Genomic DNA, 23,097 nt, shown 5'->3' with positions numbered 1-23,097 from the left:
CCGCCTCGTCGAAGGGGCGGCCCGGGTCGCCCATCGCCAGGCAGGAGTTGGCGCGGCGGCGGGGGCGGCCGACGGGTGCGGGGTCGGTCCGGAGCACCCACTGCCCGAGCGTCGTCGTCTGCACCGACGACCACAGGGATGCCGTGTGCAGCTCGGCGTCGCGGGGGGACACCCGCATCCGGACCGAGGGGCGGGGCGGGACCGGCTTGCCCGAGACGATGTCCTTGATCGCGATCTCGACCGGCTCGCCGCTCTCCGGCTGGACGACGCAACGGCCCTCGCCCCAGGAAAGGCACACGCCCAGGAGGTCGGTCATCGCCGGTCCGCCGCTCGGTCCGGTCTCGCCGCGGAGCAGCCGTCGGACCACCACTCGGTGGCCGATCACGTGCGGCCCGAGCAGATGGTGTCCCGAATCACGTGGGTCGTGCGCCGTTGTCACTCCCGGGATACTAGGCTGACCGCGGACACGAACATGTTTCGTGTTCGCGTCCGTTCCGCAGTCATCAGGAGGAACCCGGTGACCTACGTCATCTCCCAGCCGTGCGTCGATCTCAAGGACCGCGCGTGCGTCGACGAATGTCCCGTCGACTGCATCTACGAGGGCAAGCGGATGCTCTACATCCACCCCGACGAGTGCGTCGACTGCGGTGCGTGCGAGCCGGTCTGCCCCGTCGAGGCGATCTTCTACGAGGACGACGTCCCGGAGGAGTGGAAGGACTACTACGACGCGAACGTCGGGTTCTTCGACGACCTCGGTTCGCCGGGCGGCGCCGCCAAGATGGGTGAGATCGACAAGGACCACCCGTTCATCGCCGCGCTCGAACCGCAGAACACTGAGCACTGATCGACCACGGGTCTCCGCGCAGCTTCCGGACTTCCCCTGGGACAAGCTGACGGCGTACGCCGCTCAGGCGCGCGCCCACCCCGACGGCATCGTCGACCTCTCGGTCGGGACGCCGGTCGACGCGACGCCTGAGGTCGCCCAAGCGGCGCTGCGCGCCGCCGCCGACTCGCCGGGCTACCCGATGACGGTGGGCCTGCCGGAGAGCCGGCAGGCGGTCGTCGACTGGTTCGCGCGCTCTCACGGGGCGACCGGGCTCGACATCGACCAGGTGCTGCCGGTGATCGGTTCCAAGGAGCTGATCGCCTCGCTGCCGCTCCACCTCGGGATCGGCCCCCGCGACCTGGTCGTCTATCCCGAGCTGGCCTACCCGACCTACGAGGTCGGTGCCGCCCTGGTCGGGGCCCGGACCCGCGCCACGGACTCGCTGACCTCGCTCGGCCCGGAGACGCCGCGACTGCTCTGGATCAACTCGCCGTCGAACCCGACCGGGCGGGTGCTGCCCCCCGAGCACCTCAAGAAGGTCGTCGACTGGTGTCGGGAGCGCGGCGTGCTCCTGGTCTCCGACGAGTGCTACATCGAGTGCACCTGGGAGGGCCGCGCCTACTCGGTGCTCCACCCCGACATCTGCGGCGGCAGCCACGACGGCATCCTCGCGGTGCACTCGCTCTCGAAGCGGTCGAACCTCGCCGGCTACCGGTGTGCCTTCGTCGCCGGTGACCGCTCGGTGATCGCCGAGCTGCTCGCCGTACGCAAGAATCTCGGCCTCCAGATGCCCGGACCGCAGCAGCGGGTGCTCGCCGCGGTGCTCGCCGACGACCAGCACAGCCGGGAGCAGCACGAGCGTTACGCCGACCGCCGGGCCACGCTCGGGGCGGCGCTCGAGGCCGCGGGCTTCACCATCGACCACTCCGAGGCCTCGCTCTACCTGTGGGCCACCCGCGGTCCCGACGGCCCGGACTGCTGGGAGACCGTCGCCGAGCTGGCCGAGCTGGGGATCCTGGTCGCGCCCGGGTCGTTCTACGGTGCCGCCGGATCCCGCCACGTGCGGGTCGCGTTCACCGCCACCGACGAGCGGGTCGCGGCCGCGGCATCCCGGCTGGCGGCGTCGGCCTAGCGGGATACCGTCGGCTGCATGCGCCGGCTGCCACTCCTCGGGGTCCTGCTGCTCCTGCTGAGCGCCTGCTCGTCGGGCGAAGACCCGGGTGAGGGAGCCGACGTGGCCTCGAGGACACCCGCGATCCTGCTCGAGACCGACAGCCCTTACCCGGACCCGACCGCGCCGGTCGCGGGTGACCACCGGCTCACCCTCCGGCTGCCCGGCACCGACGGCGAGTACCTCCTGCATGCTCCTGCTGCGGTCGACCGCGGCCGGCCGCTTCCGCTGGTGTTGGTGTTCCACGGCAGTCCCGGCAGCCCGGAGGACATGGTGCGGGTCACCGACTTCGACACGCTCGCGGACGACGAGGACTTCCTGGTCGTCTACCCGGACTCCTTCGCCGCGCCCGACGAGATCGACGCCTTGCTCGACCACGTCGCCGGGCTCTGGCCGGTCGACCCGCGCCGCATCTTCGCCGCCGGGTTCTCCCGCGGCGCGGCTGTCACCTACGAGCTTGCCGAGGTGCTGTCGCGACGGATCGCCGCGTTCGCCCCGGTCAGCGGCGTCCAGTACGGCGCGTTCGCGCCCCGTCGTTCGCCGTCCCTGATCACGTTCCAGGGTGGCCGGGACCGGTTCGCCGCGGCCTTCCCCGAGGTGAACCGGGAATGGGCGCGGGCCGCTCGCTGCAGCCCGCCGACCACCGCTGCGATGTCGGTCGCGGGCCGTGCCGCTCGCCGGTTCGTCGCCGACTGCGCAGCCGGGACCGAGCACGTCGTCTACCACCTCCCGCGGATGGGCCATGTGTGGCCGCGCGGCGCCAGCAGGCTGATCTGGCAGTTCTTCCAGGACCACCCCCTGAACGACTGACCCGTTGCCCGATGTCCCTCGGGTGGTCGAGGAGGTCGCGCAGCTCGTCACCGTCGGTGGTCGAGGAGGTCGCGCAGCGACCGTCACGAGACCCTGTCTCGGTGGTCGAGGAGGTAGCGCAGCGCCGTCCTTCCGGTGGTCGAGGAGGTCGCGCAGCGACCGTCACGAGACCCCTGTCCCGGTGGTCGAGGAGGTCGCGCAGCGACCGTCACGAGACCCCCGGGCGCGCCCGTGATCCCGCCGGGGCGGCTTCCGGAGGGACATGCGGGTGCCTTCGTTTCGAGGCTCGCTGCGCTCGCACCTCAACCAGCGGCGGGCCAGCGCTGTCTCGGTGGTCGAGGAGGTCGCGCAGCGACCGTCACGAGACCCCTGCCGTCGTTGGTCGAGGAGGTCGCGCAGCGACCGTCACGAGACCCCTGCCGTCGTTGGTCGAGGAGGTCGCGCAGCGACCGTCACGAGACCTCTGGGCATGCCTGTGGCCCCGTCGGGGCGGGTACAAGGGTCGTGATGGTCAGGGGTCGACCCAGTCGGGTGGTTCGGGGTCGGGGTCGACGGTTCGGGGTGGGTCGAGCATGGTGGTGCCGGTGTGGTCGACCAGCCAGTGCTGAGCGTGCGGGCTGGACCATAGGTAGGTCCCGGGTTGGACGATGGTGTAGCGCCAGTAGCCGAAGGTCTTGGCCCGATGGTGGCGGCGACACAGCGGGACCAGGTTGCACGGGCAGGTAGGACCACCCTGCGCGTGGGGATGGTTGTGGTCGAGGTCGCAGTGTTCGGCACGCCGTTGGCAGTGGGGTGCGCGACAGGTGTGGTCGCGCAGCAGCACTCGGGTGCGGAGGCGGTCGGGGATCTCATAGGAGTCGACCGGGACGTGGTCCTTGAGGTCGATCACGGGTCGCACGATGACCGTGGACCCCGACAGGCCGCACCACTGGCGGATCTGTTCCGCACTGACCGGGGTCTGGGTGTTGCCCAACCGGCCCACATTCCCCATACCGGTGAGGGCAGCATCGGTGAGGGTGGTGTCGGTGAGGTGGACGAAGAGCTCGACCTTCCGGCCGGGCACCGTGCGGACGATCTCGCCGGTTTCGGGGTCGGGGATCTGGAGGTCGAGGGCGAGGTCGTGGCGGGCGAGGTCGCCCAGGGCGATCGCTCGTCGCACCGCCAGCGGCAGGTCGCAGACCCTGCCCAGCTCCTTGGCCCGACGGGTCAGGGCGTGGTCGAGGTCCGTCCCGTCGGCGGTGTCCACGGTGCCGCAGATGTCCACGACACCGTCGGTGCCCAACCGGGCCTCGATGTGGACGTGCCGATGATCGTGCGCGTCGCGACGTCGTTCCTCCGCGGTGTCGGGGTCGAACCGGTCGATGGCCTCGGCGACCAGGCGTTCGACCTGGACCCAGGTGCAGGTCGGCAACGCGAAGGCCAGGTTGCGATCCACAAACGATGCGGCCTCGGCCGACAACGTGCGGGTGAGGTCGGCGACCCGCAGCGCCCTCCACACCGCCACCCTCCCGGCGAGCACGGCGTCGCGGATCCGGGGCAGCCGCCAGCCGCACTCGACGACCTTCCCCACATGCTCGCGCCCACCGTCCAACGAGCGGCCCAGGGTCGCGACCAGCTCGGTCAACCCGAACTCGCTCACCAACGGTGCACCCGGTCCGGCGATCGGGATCCCGGTATCGACATAGGAATCCCTGACCGTGGCCGCGCCCTCGAGGTCGGCGACGACGTTGGCATCGGCCCACGCGATCACGTTGCGGAACTCCTCGACCTCCACCCGACGGCGAGCCTGCACGCCGTCAGCGAGGTCGCGCAGCAGCTCGGCGGTGGACCGGCCGTCCGATCCACTCGCCCACACACCCCACGCCTGTTCCATGAAGAACATTCAACAGCAGGGCACCGACACAACCACCACGACCGCCAGCCGCCTGTGGACAAGACCAGACAACCCGTTACCGGGGTCTCGTGACGGTCGCTGCGCGACCTCCTCGACCAACGAACGCGTACGCAGACAGGGGCCTCGTGACGGTCGCTGCGCGACCTCCTCGACCAACGACGCCGTACACAGACGGTCTCGTGACGGTCGCTGCGCGACCTCCTCGACCAACCACCACGGGTCTCGTGACGGTCGCTGCGCGACCTCCTAGACCAACGCCCTGCCAACAGACTGGGGTCTCGTGACGGTCGCTGCGCGACCTCCTCGACCAACCACGCCCTACACAGACAGGGGTCTCGTGACGGTCGCTGCGCGACCTCCTCGACCAGCGTTTGGGTCTCGTGACGGTCGCTGCGCGACCTCCTCGACCAACGAAGCCGCGACCTCCTCGACCAACGACACCGCGACCTTCTCGAGCAGACACGCCTGTCGGGTGGCGTCTCGGGGGAGGCGCCACCCGACAGGGTGGGAGGGGTGAGTCAGCGCGTGGCGCGGATGGTGGGGCTGAAGTCCGCCTTGCAGAGATCGGTGCGCTTGACCTTGGCGTAGAACTTGCCGGCGGTGCCGGTGTTGCCGGTGTTCCAGTCGCCGTCGTCGTCGGTGGTGTCGGAGGCGAAGCGGATGTCGTCGCCGCCGCCGCGGGTGCCGACCTGCTTGAAGACGATGACCTTGCGGTCGGCCTCGCAGACCGGGTTCGCACTGCTGACGTTGCCGAAGAGGTCGGTGCCCTGGGCCTGGATGGTGACCGTGGACGCCACCGTGGGAGCTGCCGTCGCGGTGGCGGCAGTGCCGATCGCGAGGCCGGCGGCGGAGGCGAGGCCGAGGAGCGAGATGGCGGCGGTGCGGGTGAACGTGATCATGGGACTTCTCCTTGGGTGGGAATGGCGGGCGATCTGTTGATCGCGCCTTCTGTGGTGTGGATGCACCCCGGGGCGGTCCCAGTTCCCGGAATCTGAAGATTTCTTTTCCGGCTACCCGAAGACGTCGACATGCACGTGGTCGCGGTGCTCCAGCACCTCCTGCGATCCCTCTCTGTCCGGCGGGTCGTAGTCACGCCAGCCGTCCCGTCCGGCGGTCCAGATCCGGTCGTCGAAGATGACGGTGCGGATGTCGAGCCGGGCCGCGTTGCCGACAAGGTAGTGGGCGACCGCCCATCCGCTGGTCCGGTTGACCTCGTTGACCGGCCGGAAGAAGACGTCGATCGCGCGGCCCTCGTAGTGGGCGGACCCCTCCATGTGGCCCGTCGAGACCCCGCCGGGCGCGAAACCGCCGAGGTCGAGGTCGCCGAACCGGGTGAGCAGGTCCTCGCGCACGTTGTCGGCGCGGGCGGTGAGGCCGGTGCCGACGAGGTCCTCGTCGGCGGACGGCGCGCCGCCGTCGAGGTCGCAGCTGAAGGTCGCGGGGGAGTGGCCGGTCAGCGCGGACGCGAGGGCGCGGGCGTCGGCCTCGTGATCGGCGTACGCGTCAGGAAAGGCGGAGCGCTGGACGCGCTGGGCGGCGACGGTGATCTCCAGGTTCTCGTAGCCGTCGACCTCGACCAGCGCGTCGTAGAACGCGTTCGTGGCATAGACCGGGTCGAGGATCTGCTCCTCCGTGCCCCACCCCTGGGACGGCCGCTGCTGGAACAGCCCGAGCGAGTCGCGGTCGCCGTAGTCGATGTTGTCGAGCTTCGACTCCTGGTACGCCGTGGCGAGGGCGATCGACACCGCGCGAGCGGGCAGGCCGCGCTCGACGGCGATCGCAGCGATCAGGGTGGCGTACTTCGCCTGGTCGCCGGTGATCTCGACCTCGTGGTCATCGACGGTGACGCTGCAGTCGCCGTCAGGACCCAGGATGATGTCGTCGACCGCTCTGAAGATCGCGATCCCGACCGCGGCGACGATCGCCAGCGCGGTCACGCCGACCACGACCGCAACTACTCGCCCCTTCATGCCACGAGTGTCCGTGATCGGTGGTGAGGCAGGCCCGAGAGGCTGCCCACCTCAGTTGGCGTGCAGCGCTTCGTTGAGGGCGATGCCCTCGCCGTGCCACGGCACCGCCTCGACCGCGCCGGTCTGGCTGTTGCGGCGGAAGAGCACGTTGCTCGCCCCCGACAGGTCGCGGGCCTTCATCACCCGGGTGGAGGCGCCGGGCAGGTGGACCAGCACCTTGGTGCCGGCGGTGATGTAGCAGCCGGCCTCGATGACGCAGTCGTCGCCGAGCGAGATCCCCACACCGGCGTTGGCCCCGATCAGGCAGCGCTGGCCGACCGAGATGACCTCCTTGCCGCCGCCGGACAGGGTACCCATGATCGACGCGCCGCCACCGACGTCGGAGCCGTCGCCGACGACGACGCCGGCCGAGATCCGGCCCTCCACCATGGAGGCGCCGAGGGTGCCGGCGTTGAAGTTCACGAAGCCCTCGTGCATCACGGTGGTGCCCGCCGCCAGGTGGGCGCCGAGCCGCACCCGGTCGGCATCGGCGATCCGCACCCCGGACGGCAGCACGTAGTCGACCATCCGCGGGAACTTGTCGACGCCGTACACAGCCACCATCTGGCCGGCCGCCCGCAGCCGTAGGCGGGTGAGCTCGAAGCCGTCGACCGCGCAGGGACCCGCGCTGGTCCACACCACGTTCGTGAGCAGCCCGAAGACACCGTCGAGGTTGACCTGATGGGGGAGCACGAAGCGGTGGGAGAGCAGGTGGAGCCGCAGCCAGGCGTCGGTCGTGGAGGCGGGCGCGGCGGCCAGGTCGGCGATCTCGACGAGCGTGACCCGCTTCTCGACCGCGCGGACCTTGTCGCTGCCCTGCAGCGTGACGAGCTCGTCGGGGGCGGCCGCGTCGTCGGGCTTCGCGCCGAGCGCGGGCGCCGGGAACCAGGTGTCGAGCACCGAGTCGTCGGAGGCGTAGGTGGTCAGGCCGAAGCCCCAAGCAGCAGTCACGTGAGGTGATTCTATGGGTACGACGTCGGCGGGCCGGTCGGGCGGCAATCCGATTGGCCGCCCGACCCGCCCGCGCCGTACTCTTGGACCACAGGCGTCTGAGCCGTCATCAGCGGTGAGCCCCGGGAAGAAAGCCTCAGCCGACAAGGGGAGGCAAGTAGAACCCGGCGGGTAGGCCCGTCACAGCCAAGATCGAGTGGCCCGCAAGGGCAAACGAGGTGGTACCGCGGCTGAAGAGTCGTCCTCGTGCCAGGACGACCTACCACCGCAGGAGACCGAAGCCATGACCTATCCCAAGGTCAGTCCCCACCGCCCCGCCGGCGCCGATGAGAAGTCTGGCGTTCCCTCGTCGCTCGCCCGAAATCCAGACTTCCCCGAGATCGAGGAGCGGGTGCTGGCCTACTGGGCCGAGGACGAGACGTTCCGGGCCAGCGTTGAGCAGCGCGACGCCGGCGCCGACGGCTCGAACGAGTTCGTCTTCTACGACGGGCCGCCGTTCGCCAACGGCCTGCCGCACTACGGTCACCTGCTCACCGGCTACGTCAAGGACATCGTGCCGCGCTACCAGACGATGCGCGGCCGGAAGGTCGAGCGGCGCTTCGGCTGGGACACCCACGGCCTCCCGGCCGAGCTCGAGGCGATGCGGCTCAACGGCATCAAGACGACCGACGAGATCGTCGAGATGGGCATCGACAAGTTCAACGACGCCTGCCGCGCCTCCGTGCTCAAGTACACCGGGGAGTGGCGCGACTACGTCACCCGCCAGGCGCGTTGGGTCGACTTCGACAACGACTACCGGACCATGAACCCGGAGTTCATGGAGTCGGTCATCTGGGCGTTCAAGAACCTCTACGACAAGGGCCTGGTCTACGAGGGCTTCCGGGTCCTGCCGTACTGCTGGAACGACGAGACGCCGCTCTCCAACCACGAGCTGCGGATGGACGACGACGTCTACCAGGACCGCCAGGATCCCTCGGTGACCGTCGGCTTCGCGGTCGAGACCGAAGGTCCGTTCGCCGGCGCCAAGCTGCTGATCTGGACCACGACCCCGTGGACGCTGCCGAGCAACCTCGCGGTGATGGTGGGCTCCGAGATCGACTACGTCATGGTCGAGGAGTACGGCGCCGACCGGCACATCATCGCGGAGGCGCGGCTCGCGTCGTACGCCCGTGAGCTCGGCGAGGAGCCCAACGTCGTCTGGCGCGGCAAGGGCGCCGACCTGGTCGGACTGACCTACACGCCGCCGTTCCGCTACTTCGCGGGCCACGCGAACGCGTTCCGGGTCGTCGCCGCCGACGAGGCGGTCACGACCACCGACGGCACCGGCCTCGTCCACAGCGCCGGTGCCTTCGGTGAGGTCGACAAGGAGGTCACCGACCGCGAGAACATCGAGCCGGTCATGCCGGTCGGCAAGGACGGTCGGTTCACCCACCCGGTCGACGAGTACGCCGGGATGCTGGTCTTCGACGCCAACCTCCACATCATCGACCACCTCAAGACGCGCGGCGGGGCGGTCACGCCCGGCACCGTGCTGCTCCGTCGCGAGACCTACACCCACTCCTACCCGCACTGCTGGCGCTGCCGCGAGCCCCTGATCTACAAGGGCGTCGAGTCGTGGTTCGTCGAGGTCACCAAGTTCAAGAGCCGGATGGTGGAGCTCAACGAGCAGATCCGCTGGGTGCCCGAGCACATCAAGCACGGCCAGTTCGGCAAGTGGCTCGAGAACGCTCGCGACTGGTCGATCACCCGCAACCGGTTCTGGGGCAGCCCGGTGCCGGTGTGGAAGAGCGACGACCCGGCGTACCCCCGGATCGACGTCTACGGCTCCTTCGAGGAGATCGAGCGCGACTTCGGCACGCTGCCGCGCAACAAGGACGGCGAGCCCGACCTGCACCGCCCGTGGGTGGACGACCTGACTCGTCCCAACCCCGACGACCCGACCCGGAAGTCGACGATGCGGCGGGTCACCGACGTGCTCGACGTGTGGTTCGACTCCGGCTCGATGAGCTTCGCCCAGGTCCACTACCCGTTCGAGAACGCGGACTGGTTCGAGCACCACTTCCCGGGCGACTTCATCGTGGAGTACATCGGCCAGACCCGCGGGTGGTTCTACACGATGCACGTCCTGGCCACGGCGCTGTTCGACCGGCCCGCGTTCCAGTCCTGCATCAGCCACGGCATCGTGCTCGGCTCCGACGGCAACAAGATGTCGAAGTCGCTGCGCAACTACCCCGACGTGCGCGAGGTCTTCGACCGTGACGGGGCCGACGCGATGCGCTGGTTCCTGATGGCCAGCCCGATCCTCCGCGGCGGCAACCTGGTCGTGACCGAGCAGGGCATCCGCGACGCCGTACGACAGGTGATGATCCCGCTCTGGAACACCTGGTACTTCTTCTCGCTCTACGCCAACGCCGAGGGCTATGAAGCCAACGTCGGCCGCCCTGAGTCGTTGGGCTCGACCGATCCGCTGGACCGCTACCTCCTGGCCAAGACGCGGCAGTACGTCGAGCAGCTCACCGGCGAGCTCGACGACTACGCGATCGCCGACGCCTGCGAGACCACGCGCAGCTTCCTCGACGTGCTGACGAACTGGTACGTCCGCCGGTCGCGCGAGCGGTTCTGGGAGGGACGTGCCGAGGCGTTCGAGACGCTGGCAGCGGTGCTGGACACCGTGTGTCGGGCAGTGGCGCCGCTGCTCCCGTTGACGACCGAGGAGGTGTGGCGCGGGCTCACCGGCGGTCGTTCGGTCCACCTGGCCGACTGGCCGGACGCTGGCGCCCTGCCCGCCGACGAGAGCCTGGTGACCGCGATGGACCAGGTCCGTGAGGTCTGCTCGGCGACGTCGGCGCTGAGGAAGGCCGGCGGTCTTCGCAACCGGCTCCCGCTCGGCTCCCTGACGGTGGTCGTCTCCGATCCCGCCGCGCTCGAGGCCTTCACCTCGATCGTGGCCGACGAGGTCAACGTCAAGCAGGTGCGGCTGGTGGCGGCCGACTCGGCCGAGGCCGCGTCGTACGGCGTCTCCCAGCGGCTCACCGTCAACGCCCGCGCCGCCGGTCCGCGGCTCGGCAAGGACGTGCAGACCGCGATCAAGGCATCGAAGTCGGGCGACTGGGACGCCACGGTCGACGACGACGGCGTCGTCAGGGTGACCGCCGGCGGGCTCGCGCTGGTCGAGGGCGAGTTCTCGCTCGAGACGGTGGTCGGGTCCGCGGCGGAGGGCTCGGTGACCGGCATGCTGCCCGGTGGCGGCTTCGTCGTGCTCGACACCGTCGTGACGCCGGAGCTCGCCGAGGAGGGCCTCGCCCGCGACCTGGTGCGTGCGGTCCAGCAGGCGCGTCGCGACGCGGATCTCGACGTGACCGACCGGATCTCGCTCGTCATCGGCGGGTCGCCCGCCGTGCTGGCGGCTGCCCGCGCCTACGAGGTGCTGATCTCGAACGAGACCCTCGCGACGTCGTACTCCGTCGGCGAGGGGGCCGACGGTGGCGAGGTGACCGTCGGCGACGGCGAGACCGCGACGGTGGCGGTCAGCCGGGCCTGAGCCACCCCTCGCGGAGGCGGGTCGGTGGTGGGCTCGCGCTGCCGCGCGCATGATGTAACACGCTGTTCGCCGGTCTGGCAGGACGCTGACGTCGCTTCGGCCCCGATGCAACGGTCTCCCAGGGACGCCATCGGTCTCCCAGGTCGGCGAACAGCGTGTTGCAGCCGCCGCCGCCCCGCAAGATCGGCGAACAGCGTGTTGCAGCAGCCGCCGCCCCGCCAGATCGACACCCGGCTGGTTGGATGAGGGCATGACTGTGCCGCCGACGCTCGACCTGACCGCGGACGCGGTGACGCTGACCCGTCAGCTCGTCGACATCGAGTCGGTGTCGCGCAACGAGCAGGCGATCGCCGACGCCGTGGAGGCGGCGCTGCGTGCGCTCCCACACCTGACGGTGCTGCGGCGGGGCCACACGGTCGTCGCCCGCACCGAGCTGGGGCGCCCGAGCCGGGTGGTCCTGGCCGGCCACCTCGACACGGTGCCGGTCAACGCCAACCTCCCCAGCCGCCTCGACGAGACAGCCGGCATCCTGCACGGCCTCGGCACCTGCGACATGAAGGGCGGCGACGCGGTCATCCTCCGGATCGCGGCGACGGTGACCGAGCCCGTGCACGACCTCACGCTCGTGCTCTACGAGGCGGAGGAGATCGACTCGGTGTTCAACGGCCTGCGCCTGCTGAGCGAGTCCGACCCGGACCTGCTGGTGGCCGACTTCGCGGTGCTGATGGAGCCGTCCAACGCGGTGGTCGAGGCCGGCTGCCAGGGCACCCTCCGCGTCGACGTCCGCACCCGCGGCGAGCGGGCCCACTCCGCCCGCAGCTGGCGCGGGGTGAACGCGATCCACGCCGCCGCCGACGTGCTCCAGCGGCTGCAGCAGTACGACGCCCGCCGGCCGGTCATCGACGGGCTGGAGTACCACGAGGGCCTCAGCGCCGTCGGGATCAGCGGCGGCGTCGCCGGCAACGTGATCCCCGACGAGTGCGTCGTCAGCGTGAACTACCGGTTCGCGCCGGACCGGTCGGAGGCGGAGGCACTGGCGTTCGTGACCGACTTCTTCGCGCCGTACGACGTCACGCTCACCGACTCCGCGCCCGGTGCGCTGCCTGGCCTCGACAGACCGGCGGCGAAGGCGTTCATCGATGCCGTCGGGGGAGAGGTGAACCCCAAGTTCGGCTGGACCGACGTCGCGCGGTTCACGACCCTCGGCGTGCCTGCGGTCAACTTCGGTCCCGGCGACCCGATGCTGGCCCACAAGCAGGAGGAGCACGTGCCGGTGGCACAGATCGAGCGCTGCGAGCGAGAGCTGCGGGCGTGGCTCACCAGCGACGGGTCCGACGAGGAGATGAGCGCGTGAAGGCCAAGTTCAAGGGACCGGTGATCCAGCGCCGGAGCCAGATCGACGGGTCGACCACCGACCAGCGGCTGCTCGACTCGCGCGGCCCGACCGACTGGGTGCACACGGACCCGTGGCGGGTGCTGCGGATCCAGGCCGAGTTCGTCGAGGGGTTCGGGGCGCTGGCCGAGCTCGGCGCCGCGATCGCGGTGTTCGGCTCCGCCCGCACCCCCGTCGACGACCCGTTCTACGCCCAGGCGATGGAGGTGGGCCGCAAGCTGGTCGGTGCCGGCTTCGCCGTCATCACCGGCGGCGGACCGGGCGCGATGGAGGCCGCCAACCGCGGTGCCAGCGAGGCGGGTGGCGCGAGCGTCGGCCTCGGTGTCGAGCTCCCCTTCGAGACCGGGCTCAACGAGTGGGTCGACGTGGGCATCAACTTCCGCTACTTCTTCGTCCGCAAGACGATGTTCGTGAAGTACTCCCAGGGATTCATCGTGCTGCCCGGCGGCATCGGCACCCTCGACGAGATGTTCGAGGCCGTGACCCTCGCGCAGACCCAGAAGGTCACCGAGTTCCCGGTCGTGCTGCTCGGCGTCGACTACTGGTCCGGGCTCTTCGACTGGCTCCGCGACACGGTGCTCGCGAGTGGCAGGATCGGGCAGTCCGATCTCGACCGGATGACCCTGACCGACGACGTCGACGAGGCCGTGGCGCTGATGGTCGCCGCCCGCGGCCGCCACGCCTGAGGAGTCCCGTGCCGCAAGCCATGATGTGGGTGTTCGCCGTACTCATCGTGCTGGCGATGGGCGGCATCGCGCTGCTCGCCGCCGGCCGGGGCGAACCGATGAAGCCGGCGTACGACGACCGTCCCGACGCCCGCGTCCCGCTCGACCGGGCGATCGGGCCCGACGACCTGCGGCAGGTGCGGTTCTCGCTCGCCCTGCGCGGCTACCGGATGGCGGAGGTCGACGCGCTGCTGACCCGCCTGGCGCTCGAGATGGAGCTGCGCGCCGCGCAGCAGGGTCCACCGGAATCGCAGCCGACTGTCCCGGCCGCTGACCATGCCACTGAGCATGCCGCTGACCATGCCACCGACCGTGACTGAGAGCCGCTGCTGCGCGGGCGAGGGGGCATGGGCGATAATGGTGCCGCGTAACCGCGTAGTGCGGTCTGCCAGTACTGATGGGAAGAGGGGTGCCGCATGGCGGCGATGAAGCCTCGGACCGGTGACGGTCCGCTGGAGGTCACCAAGGAGGGTCGGGGCATCGTCATGCGCGTCCCGCTCGAAGGTGGTGGCCGCCTGGTCGTCGAGCTCAATGCCGAAGAGGCAGGTGCCCTCGGTGACGCTCTCAAGAACGTCGTCGGGTGACAGACCCCGTTCTTCCTAGCCAGGTTTCACCCCCCGAGTTCGCGCTCAGCGAGCTCCTGCCGGCCGCCATCGTCGGCGTCGACGCGGTGGCACTGCCGGTGCTGCCCGGTCTCGCAGGTGACGAGTCCGGCGTCCTCCTCGGCCCCGGAGCGGCCGATCTGATCGACGCGATCGAGGTCGACCTGCTCGCGGTCGCCGAGCTGCGCCGGATGACCGGCGCGGTCGGCGAGGTGGTCGAGGTGCCGGTGCCGTTCGGCACGGCCACCAACCCGCAGCTGCGGCTGGTGCTGCTCGTCGGTGTCGGCGAGTCCCGCCCGGTCGACCTCCGCCGCGCCGGTGCCGCGCTCGCCCGTGCGGTGCGCGACCACGACGCCGTCGCCACGTCGATCCCCGGCGTCGCGCCGGACGGCCAGCAGGTCGTCGACGCCGACCGGCTCGACGCCTTCGTCGCCGGCACCATGCTCGGCGCGTTCGACTTCCACTGGCGCTCGACCGGGCCCGAGCGGCGACCCGTACGCCAGGTCGTGATCGCGACGCCGCCCGGCTCCCTCGGCGACGCCGACCACGCCACGCTGGAGCGTGCGGTCGCGATCGGCGGTGCCGGCTGGCGCTCCCGGATGCTCGCGACCGTGCCGAGCAACCTCAAGAACCCCGCGTGGCTGGCGGCGCAGGCCGAGCAGCTCGCCGGACCGGCGGGCCTCGAGCTCCGGGTCTGGGACGAGGCGGACCTCGCGCGTGAGGGGTTCGGCGGCATCCTCGGCGTCGGGCAGGCGTCGGCCACCCCGCCGCGGCTGATCCGGCTCGACTACTCCCCTGCGGGCGTGGGCGCGCGGGCGGCGAAGAAGCTGCCTCACGTCGTACTGGTCGGCAAGGGCATCACCTTCGACACCGGCGGTCTCTCGATCAAGCCAGGTCCGAGCATGGTCTCGATGAAGCGCGACATGACCGGCGGCGCCGTCGTGCTCGCGACCATGGCTGCGCTGGCCGACGTCGGCTGCCCGGTGCGGGTCACCGGCCTGGTGCCGGCCGCCGAGAACGCCATCTCCGGCTCCGCGCTGCGACCCGGCGACGTGATCAAGCACTGGGGCGGCCGCACCACCGAGGTCACCAACACCGACGCCGAGGGCCGGTTGGTGCTCGCCGACGCGCTGGCCTACGCCGCCGCGGAGCTCGATCCCTCGGTGCTGGTCGACATCGCCACCCTGACCGGAGGGATCAAGATCGCGCTCGGCCAGCAGATGGNCGACATCGCCACCCTGACCGGAGGGATCAAGATCGCGCTCGGCCAGCAGATGGGCGGCTTCTTCGCGACCGACGACGGTCTGGCGGCCGCCGTGAGTGACGCGGGGGAGCTGGCGGGTGAGCCGATGTGGCGGTTCCCGCTCTACGCCGGCTACGAGGACCGGCTCGCCTCCAAGATCGCCGACGCCGACAACAGCGCCGGTACGCCGCAGGCGATCACCGCCGCGCTGTTCCTGCAGCACTTCACCGGCGGGCTCCCGTGGGCCCACCTCGACATCGCCTCGGTCGGCGACGTCGAGAAGGAGCTGCACGAGTGGACCGTCGGTCCGTCCGGGTTCGGCGCCCGGCTCCTGCTCACCTGGCTCGGGCAGGCCGAACCGCTCGCCGGCATCGCCTCGCACCCCAAGGAGAAGAAGTGAAGGGTCTGACCGTCCGCTGGTCGCTCGCCGACGCGCCCGAGGGGGTCGAGGAGCAGCTGGCGTCGTACGTCGCCGACACCTCGCACGCCCGCTTCACCGGCATGACGGGACTCGCCTACAAGACCTGGCGGATGCTCCCCGGTGAGTGGTTCGAGGGCTGCTACGTCTTCGCCGACGACGCCGCCCGGGCCGCGTTCCAGGAGACCTTCACGGCCGGCGCCGCCGAGGCGCCGGGCTCCCAGATCATCGGCAGCGCGCCGATCCTGATCGAGCCGTGCGACATCGTCGCGATCGCCGAGGGCGCGGCCGGGTTCGCGGCCGCCCCGCGGGCATGAGCCGGCCCGCTGCTTGACTTCGAGGGCACTCCAAGTCCGAGACTGGCCGGATGAGCTACACGATCGCCGAGGCCGCCGTGCGTTCGGGGCTCACCGCCCACACGCTGCGCTACTACGAGCGCGACGGGCTGATGCTGTCCGGTGTCGACCGGTCCCCTTCCGGGCACCGCCGCTACACCGACCGTGACCTGACCTGGATCGAGCTGATCACGAGGCTGCGCGCCACCGGCATGCCCATCCGCGAGGTGCGGAGGTACGCCGAGCTCGTGCGGTCCGGCGACGGCAACGAGGCCGAGCGCCTGGCCCTCCTGGTCGCGCACCGGGAGCGGGTCGAGACCCAGCTCGCCGAGGTGACCGCCCACCTCCGGGCGATCGACCACAAGATCGGGATCTACGAGGGAAAGGTCGAAGGCGCTCTTGACCTCGAGCGCACTCGAAGCCGTTGAGTGGTCGGCATGACACTCGACACCCGCACTCTCGGATCCGACTCGCCCCTCACCGTCTCCGCCCTCGGCCTCGGCTGCATGGGCATGTCGGAGTTCTACGGAACTGCCGACGAGGCCGAGGCGGTCGCGACCATCCACCGCGCGCTCGACCTCGGCGTCACCTTCCTCGACACCGCGGACATGTACGGTCCGTTCACCAACGAGCAGCTGGTCGGCCGCGCCGTCGCCGCCAGCGGGCACCGACGCGACGAGATCCAGCTGTCCACCAAGTTCGGCAACGAGCGGCTCCCCGACGGCACCCGGGTCGGCATCAACGGCCGGCCGGAGTACGTCCGCGCCGCCTGCGACGCGTCGCTGGCTCGGCTCGGCGTGGACGTCATCGACCTCTACTACCAGCACCGGGTCGACAAGACCGTCCCGATCGAGGACACGGTCGGTGCGATGGCCGAGCTGGTCGCGGCCGGGAAGGTCCGCCACCTCGGTCTCTCCGAGGCGTCGGCGGCCACCATCCGGCGCGCGCACGCCACCCATCCGATCACCGCGCTGCAGACCGAGTACTCGCTCTTCACCCGCGACATCGAGGACGAGATCCTGCCGACGATCCGTGAGCTCGGGATCGGCCTCGTCCCCTACTCGCCGCTGGGTCGCGGCCTGCTCACCGGCACCATCACCGAGTCGGGGGGCGCCGCCGGAGCGGGCGATCTCCGGCGGTCGGCGTACTTCCCGAGGTTCCAGGGCGAGGCGCTGGCCGCGAACCTCGCGCTGGTGGAGAACGTGCGCGCGGTCGCTGAGGAGAAGGGCGCGACCCCCGGCCAGGTGGCGTTGGCGTGGGTGCTCGCCCAGGGGCCGGACGTGGTGCCGATCCCGGGCACCAAGCGGACGCGCTACCTCGAGGAGAACGTCGGAGCGGCCGCGGTCGCGCTGACCGACGAGGACCTGGTCACCCTCGAGAAGGCGGTGCCGCGCGACGCGGTCGCGGGGGACCGCTACGGCGACATGTCACACATCGACGCCTGAGACCGGTCACTCGTCGCCTTCGGGCACCCAGACCTTCTTGGCGAGGAGCAGGCCGTCGCCGACGGGCAGCAGCACGGGCACCAGCCCGTCGGTCGCGGTGACCTCCTGCACGAGCGCCCGGATCGCGACCGTCTCGTCGTCGCGCTGGGCGGGGTCGGCCACCCGGTCGTGCCAGAGCGCGTTGTCGAACGCGACCACGCCTCCGGGGCGGAGCAGGCGGAGCGCCTCGGAGAGGTAGGCGCCGTACTCGCGCTTGTCGCCGTCGGCGAAGACGATGTCGTAGTGGCCGTCGGTCAACCGGGGCAGTACGTCGAGGGCACGCCCGGCGATGGTGCGCACCCGCTGGGGGGCGATGCCCTCGTCCTTGAAGGACTCGCGGGCCAGGCGCTGGTGCTCGGCCTCCACGTCGACGGTGGTCAGCACGCCGTCGGGGCGCATGCCACGGAGCAGCCAGAGCCCGGAGACGCCGGCGCCGGTGCCGATCTCGACGACCGCGCGCGCCTCGAGGACTGCCGCCAGGAACCGCAGCGCGGCGCCCGCACCGGAGCCGATCGCGACCGCGCCGACCTCCTCCGCGCGCGCACGGGCTGCGAGCAGCACGTCGTCCTCGACCACGTAGGTCTCGGCGAAGGTCCAGCTGGTCGGGCTGATCGGAGCGAGCGGAGAGGCCACGGGCCCACCGTAACGGTCGGCGGCCCGCGTTCCGCGGAGATCCGGCGGGGAGTCCCGGCGGCCCGGTCGCGCACCAGCGGCTGGAACAAGAGGATCGGGCCGTTCGTTGGGGAGGGCAGAGCGGTCCTCAGGGACTCGTGGACGCTTTCACAGGGTTTCCTCAGGCCGCGCGCATAGCGTCGTCGCTCACAAGGGAGGCAGCACCGAGGTGCGGAGAAGGGCAGGGACCATGAGCGCCGAACGTCCGGCGGCTGAGCAGGCGATGGACTGGGAGTCGATCGTCGAGCAGCACTCCGACCGCGTCTTCCGGCTCGCCCTGCGCCTGACCGGCAACCGCCACGACGCCGAGGACCTCACCCAGGAGGTCTTCGTGCGGGTGTTCCGCTCGCTGCACACCTACCAGCCCGGCACGTTCGAGGGCTGGCTGCACCGGATCACCACCAACCTCTTCCTCGACCAGGCCCGGCGCCGGCAGCGGATCCGGTTCGACGCGCTCTCCGACGAGCGCGCCTCCCGGATCGCGAGCGCCATCGCCAGCCCCGACGCGGCGTACGCCGACCGCACCTTCGACGACGACGTCGCGGCCGCGCTCGCTGCCCTTCCCCCCGACTTCCGCGCCGCGGTCGTGCTGTGCGACATCGAGGGCCTGACCTACGAGGAGATCGCCGAGATCCTCGGCGCGAAGCTCGGCACGGTCCGCTCCCGCATCCACCGGGGCCGGGCGATGCTGCGCGCCGCGCTGGCGCACCGCGCACCGCAGGGCGACCGCACCCGCTACGCCGGGCCGGCGCCGGTCGCGACCGGACGGGGCCGAGCATGATCGGCCACCTCGGCGCGCGGGTGAGCGCCCTCCTCGACGGCCAGCTGTCGCAGGCCGAGGCCGACGAGGCGTGGGCGCACGTCTACTCCTGCCACGCCTGTCGCGACCTGGTCGAGCGTGAGGGGTGGGTCAAGACCCGCCTGGCCGGTCTGTCCGGTGGCGTCGGCTGTGCGTCCCCCGACCTCAAGGGCTCGCTGCTCAACCTGACCCCCGGTGAGCGCTACCTCGTTCACTCCCGCAACCCCCGTGGCGTCCGCCGCGGCGTCGGTGTCGCCGTGCTCGGCGGCGGCGCGCTCGGCGCCGCGATGGTCGGCGTCCTGGCGCTCGGGTTCGGTCCCGGTCCGGCGTCGGTCGACCGGCGTCCGCCCGCATCTCGGATCGAGTCGCCGGCGGTGAGCGACGCGGGCGACGGTCAGGGCGCCGACGAGATCGCACCGATGCGGGCGACGAACACGGCCGGCACCGTCGACGTGCTGGGCGGGGCGGGTCTGCCGGCGACGGCCGTGGCCGTGCTGCCGCAGTGGGTCGTAGAGATGCTGCCGTAGGCGCGTGGCGCCCCGGCTGGACCCATCGGCGATGATGGACCTGTGAACGACCCCTCCGACCCCGAGCACCGCTGGGCGCCCCCCAGCGAGACTCCTGCCACGACGGACCCGATTGCCCCGCCGGGTCCTGCCGTGCCGTCGGTGCAGTCGCCGACCGTGGGCCAGCAGTACCCGCCCCCGCCGGCCACCGAGGAGGTGTCGACGGACACGCAGCCCATCGGCCCTTCGGCCCCGTCTTCAGCACCGTCGCCGCTGACGACGCCGCTGACCTCGCCGACGGCGCCGACAGCGCCGACCCATGCCGACCGTCCCGTTCGGGCCCGCCCGTCGCGATGGGTGTGGCCCGTCGTCGCGCTGCTGGCGCTGGTGGTCGGCACCGTCGGTGGCGTGGTGGGCGGGATCGGCTACTCGGAATGGGTCGACGACGACGAGCCGTCGACGCAGGCCGGTCCGGTGTCGACCGGAGACCTCGAGGGCGTGAACACGCAGCCGCCGCTCGACAAGCCCGGCTCCGTCGCCCGGGTGGCCCAGGAGGTGCTGCCCAGCACGGTGCAGGTGATCGCCGAGTTCGAGGGCGTCGAGGCCGGGGCCACCGGCTCGGGCTTCGTGCTCGACGACCGGGGACACGTCGTCACCAACAACCACGTCGTCGCGGACGCGGCCGAGAACGACGGCCCGATCGAGATCGTCGACCAGGACGGCAACCGGCAGAACGCGACCGTCGTCGGCCGCAGCCCCGTCTACGACCTGGCCGTCCTCCACGTCGCCGGTGCCGAGGACCTGAAGTCCGCCTCGCTCGGCCGTTCCCGGACCCTGCGCGTCGGTGAGCCGGTCGTCGCCATCGGCGCCCCGCTCGGGCTGAGCTCCACGGTGACGTCCGGCATCGTGAGCGCCCTCAACCGCCCCGTCACCACCGGCAGCACCGCCGACGACTCGTCGTACATCAACGCGATCCAGACCGACGCCGCGATCAACCCCGGCAACTCCGGCGGCCCGCTGGTCAACCTGCAGGGCCAGGTCGTCGGGGTGAACTCCGCGATCGCGACCAACGGCGGCGGCAGCTTCGACGAGGAGGCCGGCAACATCGGCGTCGGCTTCGCGATCCCCGTCGAGCAGGTGATCGTCACCGCCGAACAGATCCTGGAGTCCGGCGAGGCCCAGTACCCGGTGATCGGGGCTCGGGTGCAGACCGGCGGCCCGGCGCAGTTCGACGGCGCGACCGTCGACGAGGTGCTCGCCGACTCGCCCGCCCAGGACGCCGGCCTCGAGGACGGCGACCTGATCACGCACGTCAACGGCGCGCGGGTCACCGACGGCATCGCGCTGATCGTGGCGATCCGGACCCACCAGCCCGGCGAGACCATCGAGTTCACCGTCAAGCGCGACGGTGACGAGCGCACGATCGCGGTCACCCTCGACGGCGAGGTCGGCTAGCTTTCGTCTCCCGTGGGTCGAGGAGGTCGCGCCAGGAAGGGTGCGGCGAGGCCCGAGGTACTCGTCGTGGTTGCGGTCGCACGGGCCACGAGTCGTCCACAGACCTGGAACGGCACGTCCCGGTCCACAGGAGAGATCTCACCGTCTCCGTTGTGTCGGATGTTCCATGTTGAATAGGCGTCATGGATCTCGGGACCGCACCGCTCTTCGACCTCGCCGCTCCGGCGGTCGTGGCCGTCGGCCCTGTTGCGGTCACGCGCTCCCAGGAGCTGCTCGCCAGCATCCAGCAGCGCCGCACGGTCATCACCGATCAGGAGATCGCCACCGTCCGCGAGATCGCCGAATGGGCTGGCGAGCATGTCGTCGCTGATGAGGCCGACGCGTCGACGTTGACCGAGCGTGGTCTGGACACCGGGCTGCCCCTCGCCGGACCCGGCGCCCCCTTGGTCAGTGACTTCGCGGTGATGGAGCTCAGTGCCCTCTTGGGTCGGTCCCTGGACTCGGGCCGCAACTTCGTCGGGCAGGTCCTCGAGCTGGCTCACCGGCTGCCGCGGTTGTGGGCGCGGGTCGTGGAGGGTGAGGTGCCGGTGTGGAGGGGCTTGCGGATCGCCGACCACACCCGCCTGCTGCCGCAGGACGCTGCGGGTTTCGTGGACCGTCAGCTCGCGCCGTTCGCGCACGGCTGCAGCTGGGCTCAGGTCGACCGGCTGGTGGAAGAGGCGCTGGTCCGGTTCGATCCCGAGGCAGCGGAGGAACGGCGGCGAGAGGCGCAGGACCACCGTCACGTCGACACCGGCGTGGACAACGTCGGCTACGACGGCATCGCCCACGTGGACGCCGTCCTCGATGTTGCCGACGCCTTCGACCTGGAGAACGCTGTGGCCCGCCGGGCGAAGCTCTACGGCCAGCTCGGCGACGACGACTCCCTCGACGTACGCCGGGCCAAGGCGCTCGGTGAGATCGCGCGTGAGGACCTCGCCCTGGACCTGGAGGTCGCCGACCCCGAGACCGGGGAGATCGTCCGCACCGTGCCCGGCCGCAAGGCCGAGCTCGTCGTCCACCTGAGCGCGACCGACCAGACCGTCGGCCGGCTGGGCAACACCCGCACCCCGATCTCGGTGGAGCAGGTCAAGAGCTGGTTCAACCTGCCCAACACCTCCTTGATCGTCCGCCCGGTGGTCGACCTGGCCGGCTCCCAGCCGGTCGACTCCTACGAGATCCCCGACCGCATCGCCCGGCAGGTCACACTGCGTGACCATCACTGCGTCTTCCCGCACTGCACCCGACCGGCCGAGTCCTGCGACCTCGACCACATCGAGCCGCACGCCGACGGTGGCGAGACGTCCCCGCGCAACCTGGCCCCGACGTGCCGCGGCCACCATCGGATGAAGACCGCCGGCCGCGCCCACTACCGGATGCTCAGGCCAGGCACCTACTACTGGACCCTGCCCTCCGGCACCTACCTGGTCGATCCCGCCGGCACCTACCACCTGGCGCCTCCCGACGAGTAGCCAGCCCGCCCCGCACCCCGCCCCTCGGCGGGCCTCCAGACGATTGAGGCCAAGGGCCTCGAACGCCCACGGCGCCACGAGCTCTACCGCCGCCGTCGCTGCGCCATGGCCGCGGGCTGCCGGAACGATCCAGCAGCCCACCGCCTACTCGCTCAGCTCCGTATCGACGAAGGGGTGCGTCTCGACGTACTCCTCGGCGGCTTTGTACTGCTGCGCGATGTACTCCTCCAGCTTGGAGGCCTCCACCCGCCACTGGCCGCGCCCGCCGATCTTGATCGCGGCCAGCTCGCCGCGGCGCACCATCGCGTAGACCTGCGCGCCGGAGGTGTTGAGGACCTCGGCGACGTCGGTGAGCGTGAGGAAGCGCGGGGTTCCGGCCATGACGACCATCGTTCCATCCGGACCCGCGGGATCGCAGCACCGGCTCGGCGGGCCTGTGGACGAGCAGGTGGCGGGGGAGGGCGCGGGCCTGCATCATGTGCGGGTGTCCAGTCTCGGGAAACCGGGCACGCAGGCACCGGCCGCCACCCGCGTGGCGCGGCCGGGGTGGCGTGACCCGCGGTTGTGGATCGGCCTGTTGATCGTGGCGGGGTCGGTGGTGCTGGGAGCGCGGCTGCTCGCCGCGGTCGACGAGACGGTCGCGGTGTGGGCGGTCGTCGACGACCACGGGGTCGGCTCTCCGCTCACGACCGACGACGTCTACGCCGCGCGGGTGCGGTTCGCTGACGCCGCCGACCTCGACCGCTACCTGC

The 23,097-nt window shown here is 71.1% G+C and carries 22 protein-coding genes and 2 pseudogenes; 17 read left to right on the top strand and 7 right to left on the bottom strand.

Annotation, left to right across the window (positions count from 1 at the left end; genetic code table 11):
* A pseudogene (locus H0488_RS10680) lies at positions 1-316 on the bottom strand (hypothetical protein); the annotation flags it as partial.
* Between the two features lie 201 nt (positions 317-517).
* Between H0488_RS10680 and fdxA the strand changes: the two are divergent.
* The 3 genes from fdxA to H0488_RS10665 are packed head-to-tail and all read left to right on the top strand — an operon-like array spanning position 518 to position 2,807.
* On the top strand, positions 518-844 hold the full coding sequence (gene fdxA / locus H0488_RS10675; protein WP_183099254.1) for a ferredoxin: 327 nt from the start codon (positions 518-520) through the stop codon (positions 842-844).
* Complete coding sequence (dapC, locus tag H0488_RS10670) at positions 834-1,958, top strand: succinyldiaminopimelate transaminase (protein WP_183099257.1); 1,125 nt, start codon at positions 834-836, stop codon at positions 1,956-1,958. Before fdxA ends, dapC begins: the two co-directional genes overlap by 11 nt.
* Before the next feature lie 18 nt (positions 1,959-1,976).
* Positions 1,977-2,807 (top strand): CE1 family esterase, encoded by an 831-nt coding sequence (locus tag H0488_RS10665; RefSeq protein WP_183099253.1) that lies wholly within the window; start codon positions 1,977-1,979, stop codon positions 2,805-2,807.
* A 511-nt stretch (positions 2,808-3,318) separates the two neighbouring features.
* Here the strand turns inward: H0488_RS10665 and H0488_RS10660 are convergent.
* The 4 genes from H0488_RS10660 to dapD all read right to left on the bottom strand — a co-directional run bounded on the left by H0488_RS10660 (position 3,319) and on the right by dapD (position 7,661).
* The gene (locus tag H0488_RS10660; protein ID WP_183099252.1) at positions 3,319-4,680 is read right to left on the bottom strand and encodes an HNH endonuclease; all 1,362 of its coding nucleotides are present in this window, start codon (positions 4,678-4,680) and stop codon (positions 3,319-3,321) included.
* A 539-nt stretch (positions 4,681-5,219) separates the two neighbouring features.
* A complete protein-coding gene (locus H0488_RS10655; protein ID WP_183099251.1) occupies positions 5,220-5,600 on the bottom strand; it encodes a hypothetical protein in 381 nt (126 codons plus the stop codon).
* Positions 5,601-5,711: 111 nt separating this feature from the next.
* Complete coding sequence (locus H0488_RS10650; RefSeq protein ID WP_183099250.1) at positions 5,712-6,671, bottom strand: VldE C-terminal domain-containing protein; 960 nt, start codon at positions 6,669-6,671, stop codon at positions 5,712-5,714.
* 51 nt (positions 6,672-6,722) lie between these two features.
* On the bottom strand, positions 6,723-7,661 hold the full coding sequence (gene dapD, locus H0488_RS10645) for a 2,3,4,5-tetrahydropyridine-2,6-dicarboxylate N-succinyltransferase (protein WP_183099249.1): 939 nt from the start codon (positions 7,659-7,661) through the stop codon (positions 6,723-6,725).
* A 283-nt stretch (positions 7,662-7,944) separates the two neighbouring features.
* On the opposite strand from dapD, the gene ileS reads away from it, so the two are divergent.
* The 9 genes from ileS (at position 7,945) to H0488_RS10605 (ending at position 17,363) form a co-directional block, all read left to right on the top strand.
* Entirely contained in the window at positions 7,945-11,202 is a 3,258-nt protein-coding gene (gene ileS / locus H0488_RS10640) for an isoleucine--tRNA ligase (RefSeq protein ID WP_183099248.1), read from the top strand.
* Positions 11,203-11,452: 250 nt separating this feature from the next.
* A complete protein-coding gene (dapE, locus tag H0488_RS10635; protein ID WP_183099247.1) occupies positions 11,453-12,556 on the top strand; it encodes a succinyl-diaminopimelate desuccinylase in 1,104 nt (367 codons plus the stop codon).
* Complete coding sequence (locus H0488_RS10630) at positions 12,553-13,281, top strand: LOG family protein (RefSeq protein WP_312856288.1); 729 nt, start codon at positions 12,553-12,555, stop codon at positions 13,279-13,281. The genes dapE and H0488_RS10630 overlap by 4 nt, the downstream gene beginning before the upstream one ends.
* A gap of 8 nt (positions 13,282-13,289) precedes the next feature.
* Positions 13,290-13,640, top strand: coding sequence for a DivIVA domain-containing protein (locus H0488_RS10625; RefSeq protein WP_312856287.1), 351 nt, complete (start codon positions 13,290-13,292; stop codon positions 13,638-13,640).
* 96 nt (positions 13,641-13,736) lie between these two features.
* Positions 13,737-13,904, top strand: a complete 168-nt coding sequence (locus H0488_RS10620; RefSeq protein WP_091024313.1) for a DUF3117 domain-containing protein — start codon at positions 13,737-13,739, stop codon at positions 13,902-13,904.
* On the top strand, positions 13,901-15,565 hold the full coding sequence (locus H0488_RS10615; RefSeq protein ID WP_183099245.1) for a leucyl aminopeptidase family protein: 1,665 nt from the start codon (positions 13,901-13,903) through the stop codon (positions 15,563-15,565). The genes H0488_RS10620 and H0488_RS10615 overlap by 4 nt, the downstream gene beginning before the upstream one ends.
* Positions 15,562-15,900 carry a hypothetical protein gene (locus H0488_RS10610; protein WP_183099244.1) on the top strand — a complete coding sequence of 113 codons (339 nt, stop codon included), beginning with the start codon at positions 15,562-15,564 and terminating at the stop codon, positions 15,898-15,900. The genes H0488_RS10615 and H0488_RS10610 overlap by 4 nt, the downstream gene beginning before the upstream one ends.
* Before the next feature lie 50 nt (positions 15,901-15,950).
* Positions 15,951-16,346, top strand: a complete 396-nt coding sequence (locus H0488_RS23635) for a MerR family transcriptional regulator (protein ID WP_220794440.1) — start codon at positions 15,951-15,953, stop codon at positions 16,344-16,346.
* Positions 16,347-16,355: 9 nt separating this feature from the next.
* Positions 16,356-17,363, top strand: a complete 1,008-nt coding sequence (locus tag H0488_RS10605; protein WP_220794439.1) for an aldo/keto reductase — start codon at positions 16,356-16,358, stop codon at positions 17,361-17,363.
* 6 nt (positions 17,364-17,369) lie between these two features.
* Here the strand turns inward: H0488_RS10605 and H0488_RS10600 are convergent, their stop codons facing one another.
* On the bottom strand, positions 17,370-18,035 hold the full coding sequence (locus tag H0488_RS10600; RefSeq protein ID WP_312856286.1) for an O-methyltransferase: 666 nt from the start codon (positions 18,033-18,035) through the stop codon (positions 17,370-17,372).
* A 229-nt stretch (positions 18,036-18,264) separates the two neighbouring features.
* Here H0488_RS10600 and sigE point away from each other — a divergent pair, with 229 nt between their 5' ends.
* The 4 genes from sigE to H0488_RS10580 all read left to right on the top strand — a co-directional run bounded on the left by sigE (position 18,265) and on the right by H0488_RS10580 (position 22,345).
* Entirely contained in the window at positions 18,265-18,855 is a 591-nt protein-coding gene (sigE, locus tag H0488_RS10595) for an RNA polymerase sigma factor SigE (protein WP_183099243.1), read from the top strand.
* The gene (locus H0488_RS10590; protein ID WP_183099242.1) at positions 18,852-19,400 is read left to right on the top strand and encodes a hypothetical protein; all 549 of its coding nucleotides are present in this window, start codon (positions 18,852-18,854) and stop codon (positions 19,398-19,400) included. Before sigE ends, H0488_RS10590 begins: the two co-directional genes overlap by 4 nt.
* 42 nt (positions 19,401-19,442) lie before the next feature.
* Positions 19,443-20,834 (top strand): S1C family serine protease, encoded by a 1,392-nt coding sequence (locus H0488_RS24990; protein ID WP_183099241.1) that lies wholly within the window; start codon positions 19,443-19,445, stop codon positions 20,832-20,834.
* Between the two features lie 182 nt (positions 20,835-21,016).
* Positions 21,017-22,345 carry an HNH endonuclease signature motif containing protein gene (locus tag H0488_RS10580; RefSeq protein ID WP_183099240.1) on the top strand — a complete coding sequence of 443 codons (1,329 nt, stop codon included), beginning with the start codon at positions 21,017-21,019 and terminating at the stop codon, positions 22,343-22,345.
* A gap of 144 nt (positions 22,346-22,489) precedes the next feature.
* Here the strand turns inward: H0488_RS10580 and H0488_RS10575 are convergent, their stop codons facing one another.
* Positions 22,490-22,726: a helix-turn-helix transcriptional regulator gene (locus H0488_RS10575; protein WP_183099239.1), complete on the bottom strand. Its 237-nt coding sequence runs from the start codon at positions 22,724-22,726 to the stop codon at positions 22,490-22,492.
* Positions 22,727-22,829: 103 nt separating this feature from the next.
* Between H0488_RS10575 and H0488_RS10570 the strand changes: the two are divergent.
* Positions 22,830-23,097 (top strand): annotated as a pseudogene (locus H0488_RS10570) (SAF domain-containing protein); the annotation flags it as partial.

It is taken from the genome of Nocardioides pelophilus, from assembly GCF_014180685.1.
Taxonomy (GTDB): domain Bacteria; phylum Actinomycetota; class Actinomycetes; order Propionibacteriales; family Nocardioidaceae; genus Nocardioides; species Nocardioides pelophilus.
Note: the sequence above shows the minus strand (reverse complement) of the source record. Positions and strands in the feature narration are given on the sequence as shown.

What these genes read in the sequence shown, in the direction of transcription:
- H0488_RS10665 (WP_183099253.1), top strand. Translation starts at nt 1,977, where the DNA reads ATGCGCCGGCTGCCACTCCTCGGGGTCCTGCTGCTCCTGCTGAGCGCC.
- H0488_RS10660 (WP_183099252.1), bottom strand. Translation starts at nt 4,680, where the DNA reads ATGGAACAGGCGTGGGGTGTGTGGGCGAGTGGATCGGACGGCCGGTCC.
- H0488_RS10655 (WP_183099251.1), bottom strand. Translation starts at nt 5,600, where the DNA reads ATGATCACGTTCACCCGCACCGCCGCCATCTCGCTCCTCGGCCTCGCC.
- H0488_RS10650 (WP_183099250.1), bottom strand. Translation starts at nt 6,671, where the DNA reads ATGAAGGGGCGAGTAGTTGCGGTCGTGGTCGGCGTGACCGCGCTGGCG.
- ileS (WP_183099248.1), top strand. Translation starts at nt 7,945, where the DNA reads ATGACCTATCCCAAGGTCAGTCCCCACCGCCCCGCCGGCGCCGATGAG.
- dapE (WP_183099247.1), top strand. Translation starts at nt 11,453, where the DNA reads ATGACTGTGCCGCCGACGCTCGACCTGACCGCGGACGCGGTGACGCTG.
- H0488_RS10620 (WP_091024313.1), top strand. Translation starts at nt 13,737, where the DNA reads ATGGCGGCGATGAAGCCTCGGACCGGTGACGGTCCGCTGGAGGTCACC.
- H0488_RS23635 (WP_220794440.1), top strand. Translation starts at nt 15,951, where the DNA reads ATGAGCTACACGATCGCCGAGGCCGCCGTGCGTTCGGGGCTCACCGCC.
- H0488_RS10605 (WP_220794439.1), top strand. Translation starts at nt 16,356, where the DNA reads ATGACACTCGACACCCGCACTCTCGGATCCGACTCGCCCCTCACCGTC.
- sigE (WP_183099243.1), top strand. Translation starts at nt 18,265, where the DNA reads ATGAGCGCCGAACGTCCGGCGGCTGAGCAGGCGATGGACTGGGAGTCG.
- H0488_RS10590 (WP_183099242.1), top strand. Translation starts at nt 18,852, where the DNA reads ATGATCGGCCACCTCGGCGCGCGGGTGAGCGCCCTCCTCGACGGCCAG.
- H0488_RS10580 (WP_183099240.1), top strand. Translation starts at nt 21,017, where the DNA reads ATGGATCTCGGGACCGCACCGCTCTTCGACCTCGCCGCTCCGGCGGTC.
- H0488_RS10575 (WP_183099239.1), bottom strand. Translation starts at nt 22,726, where the DNA reads ATGGCCGGAACCCCGCGCTTCCTCACGCTCACCGACGTCGCCGAGGTC.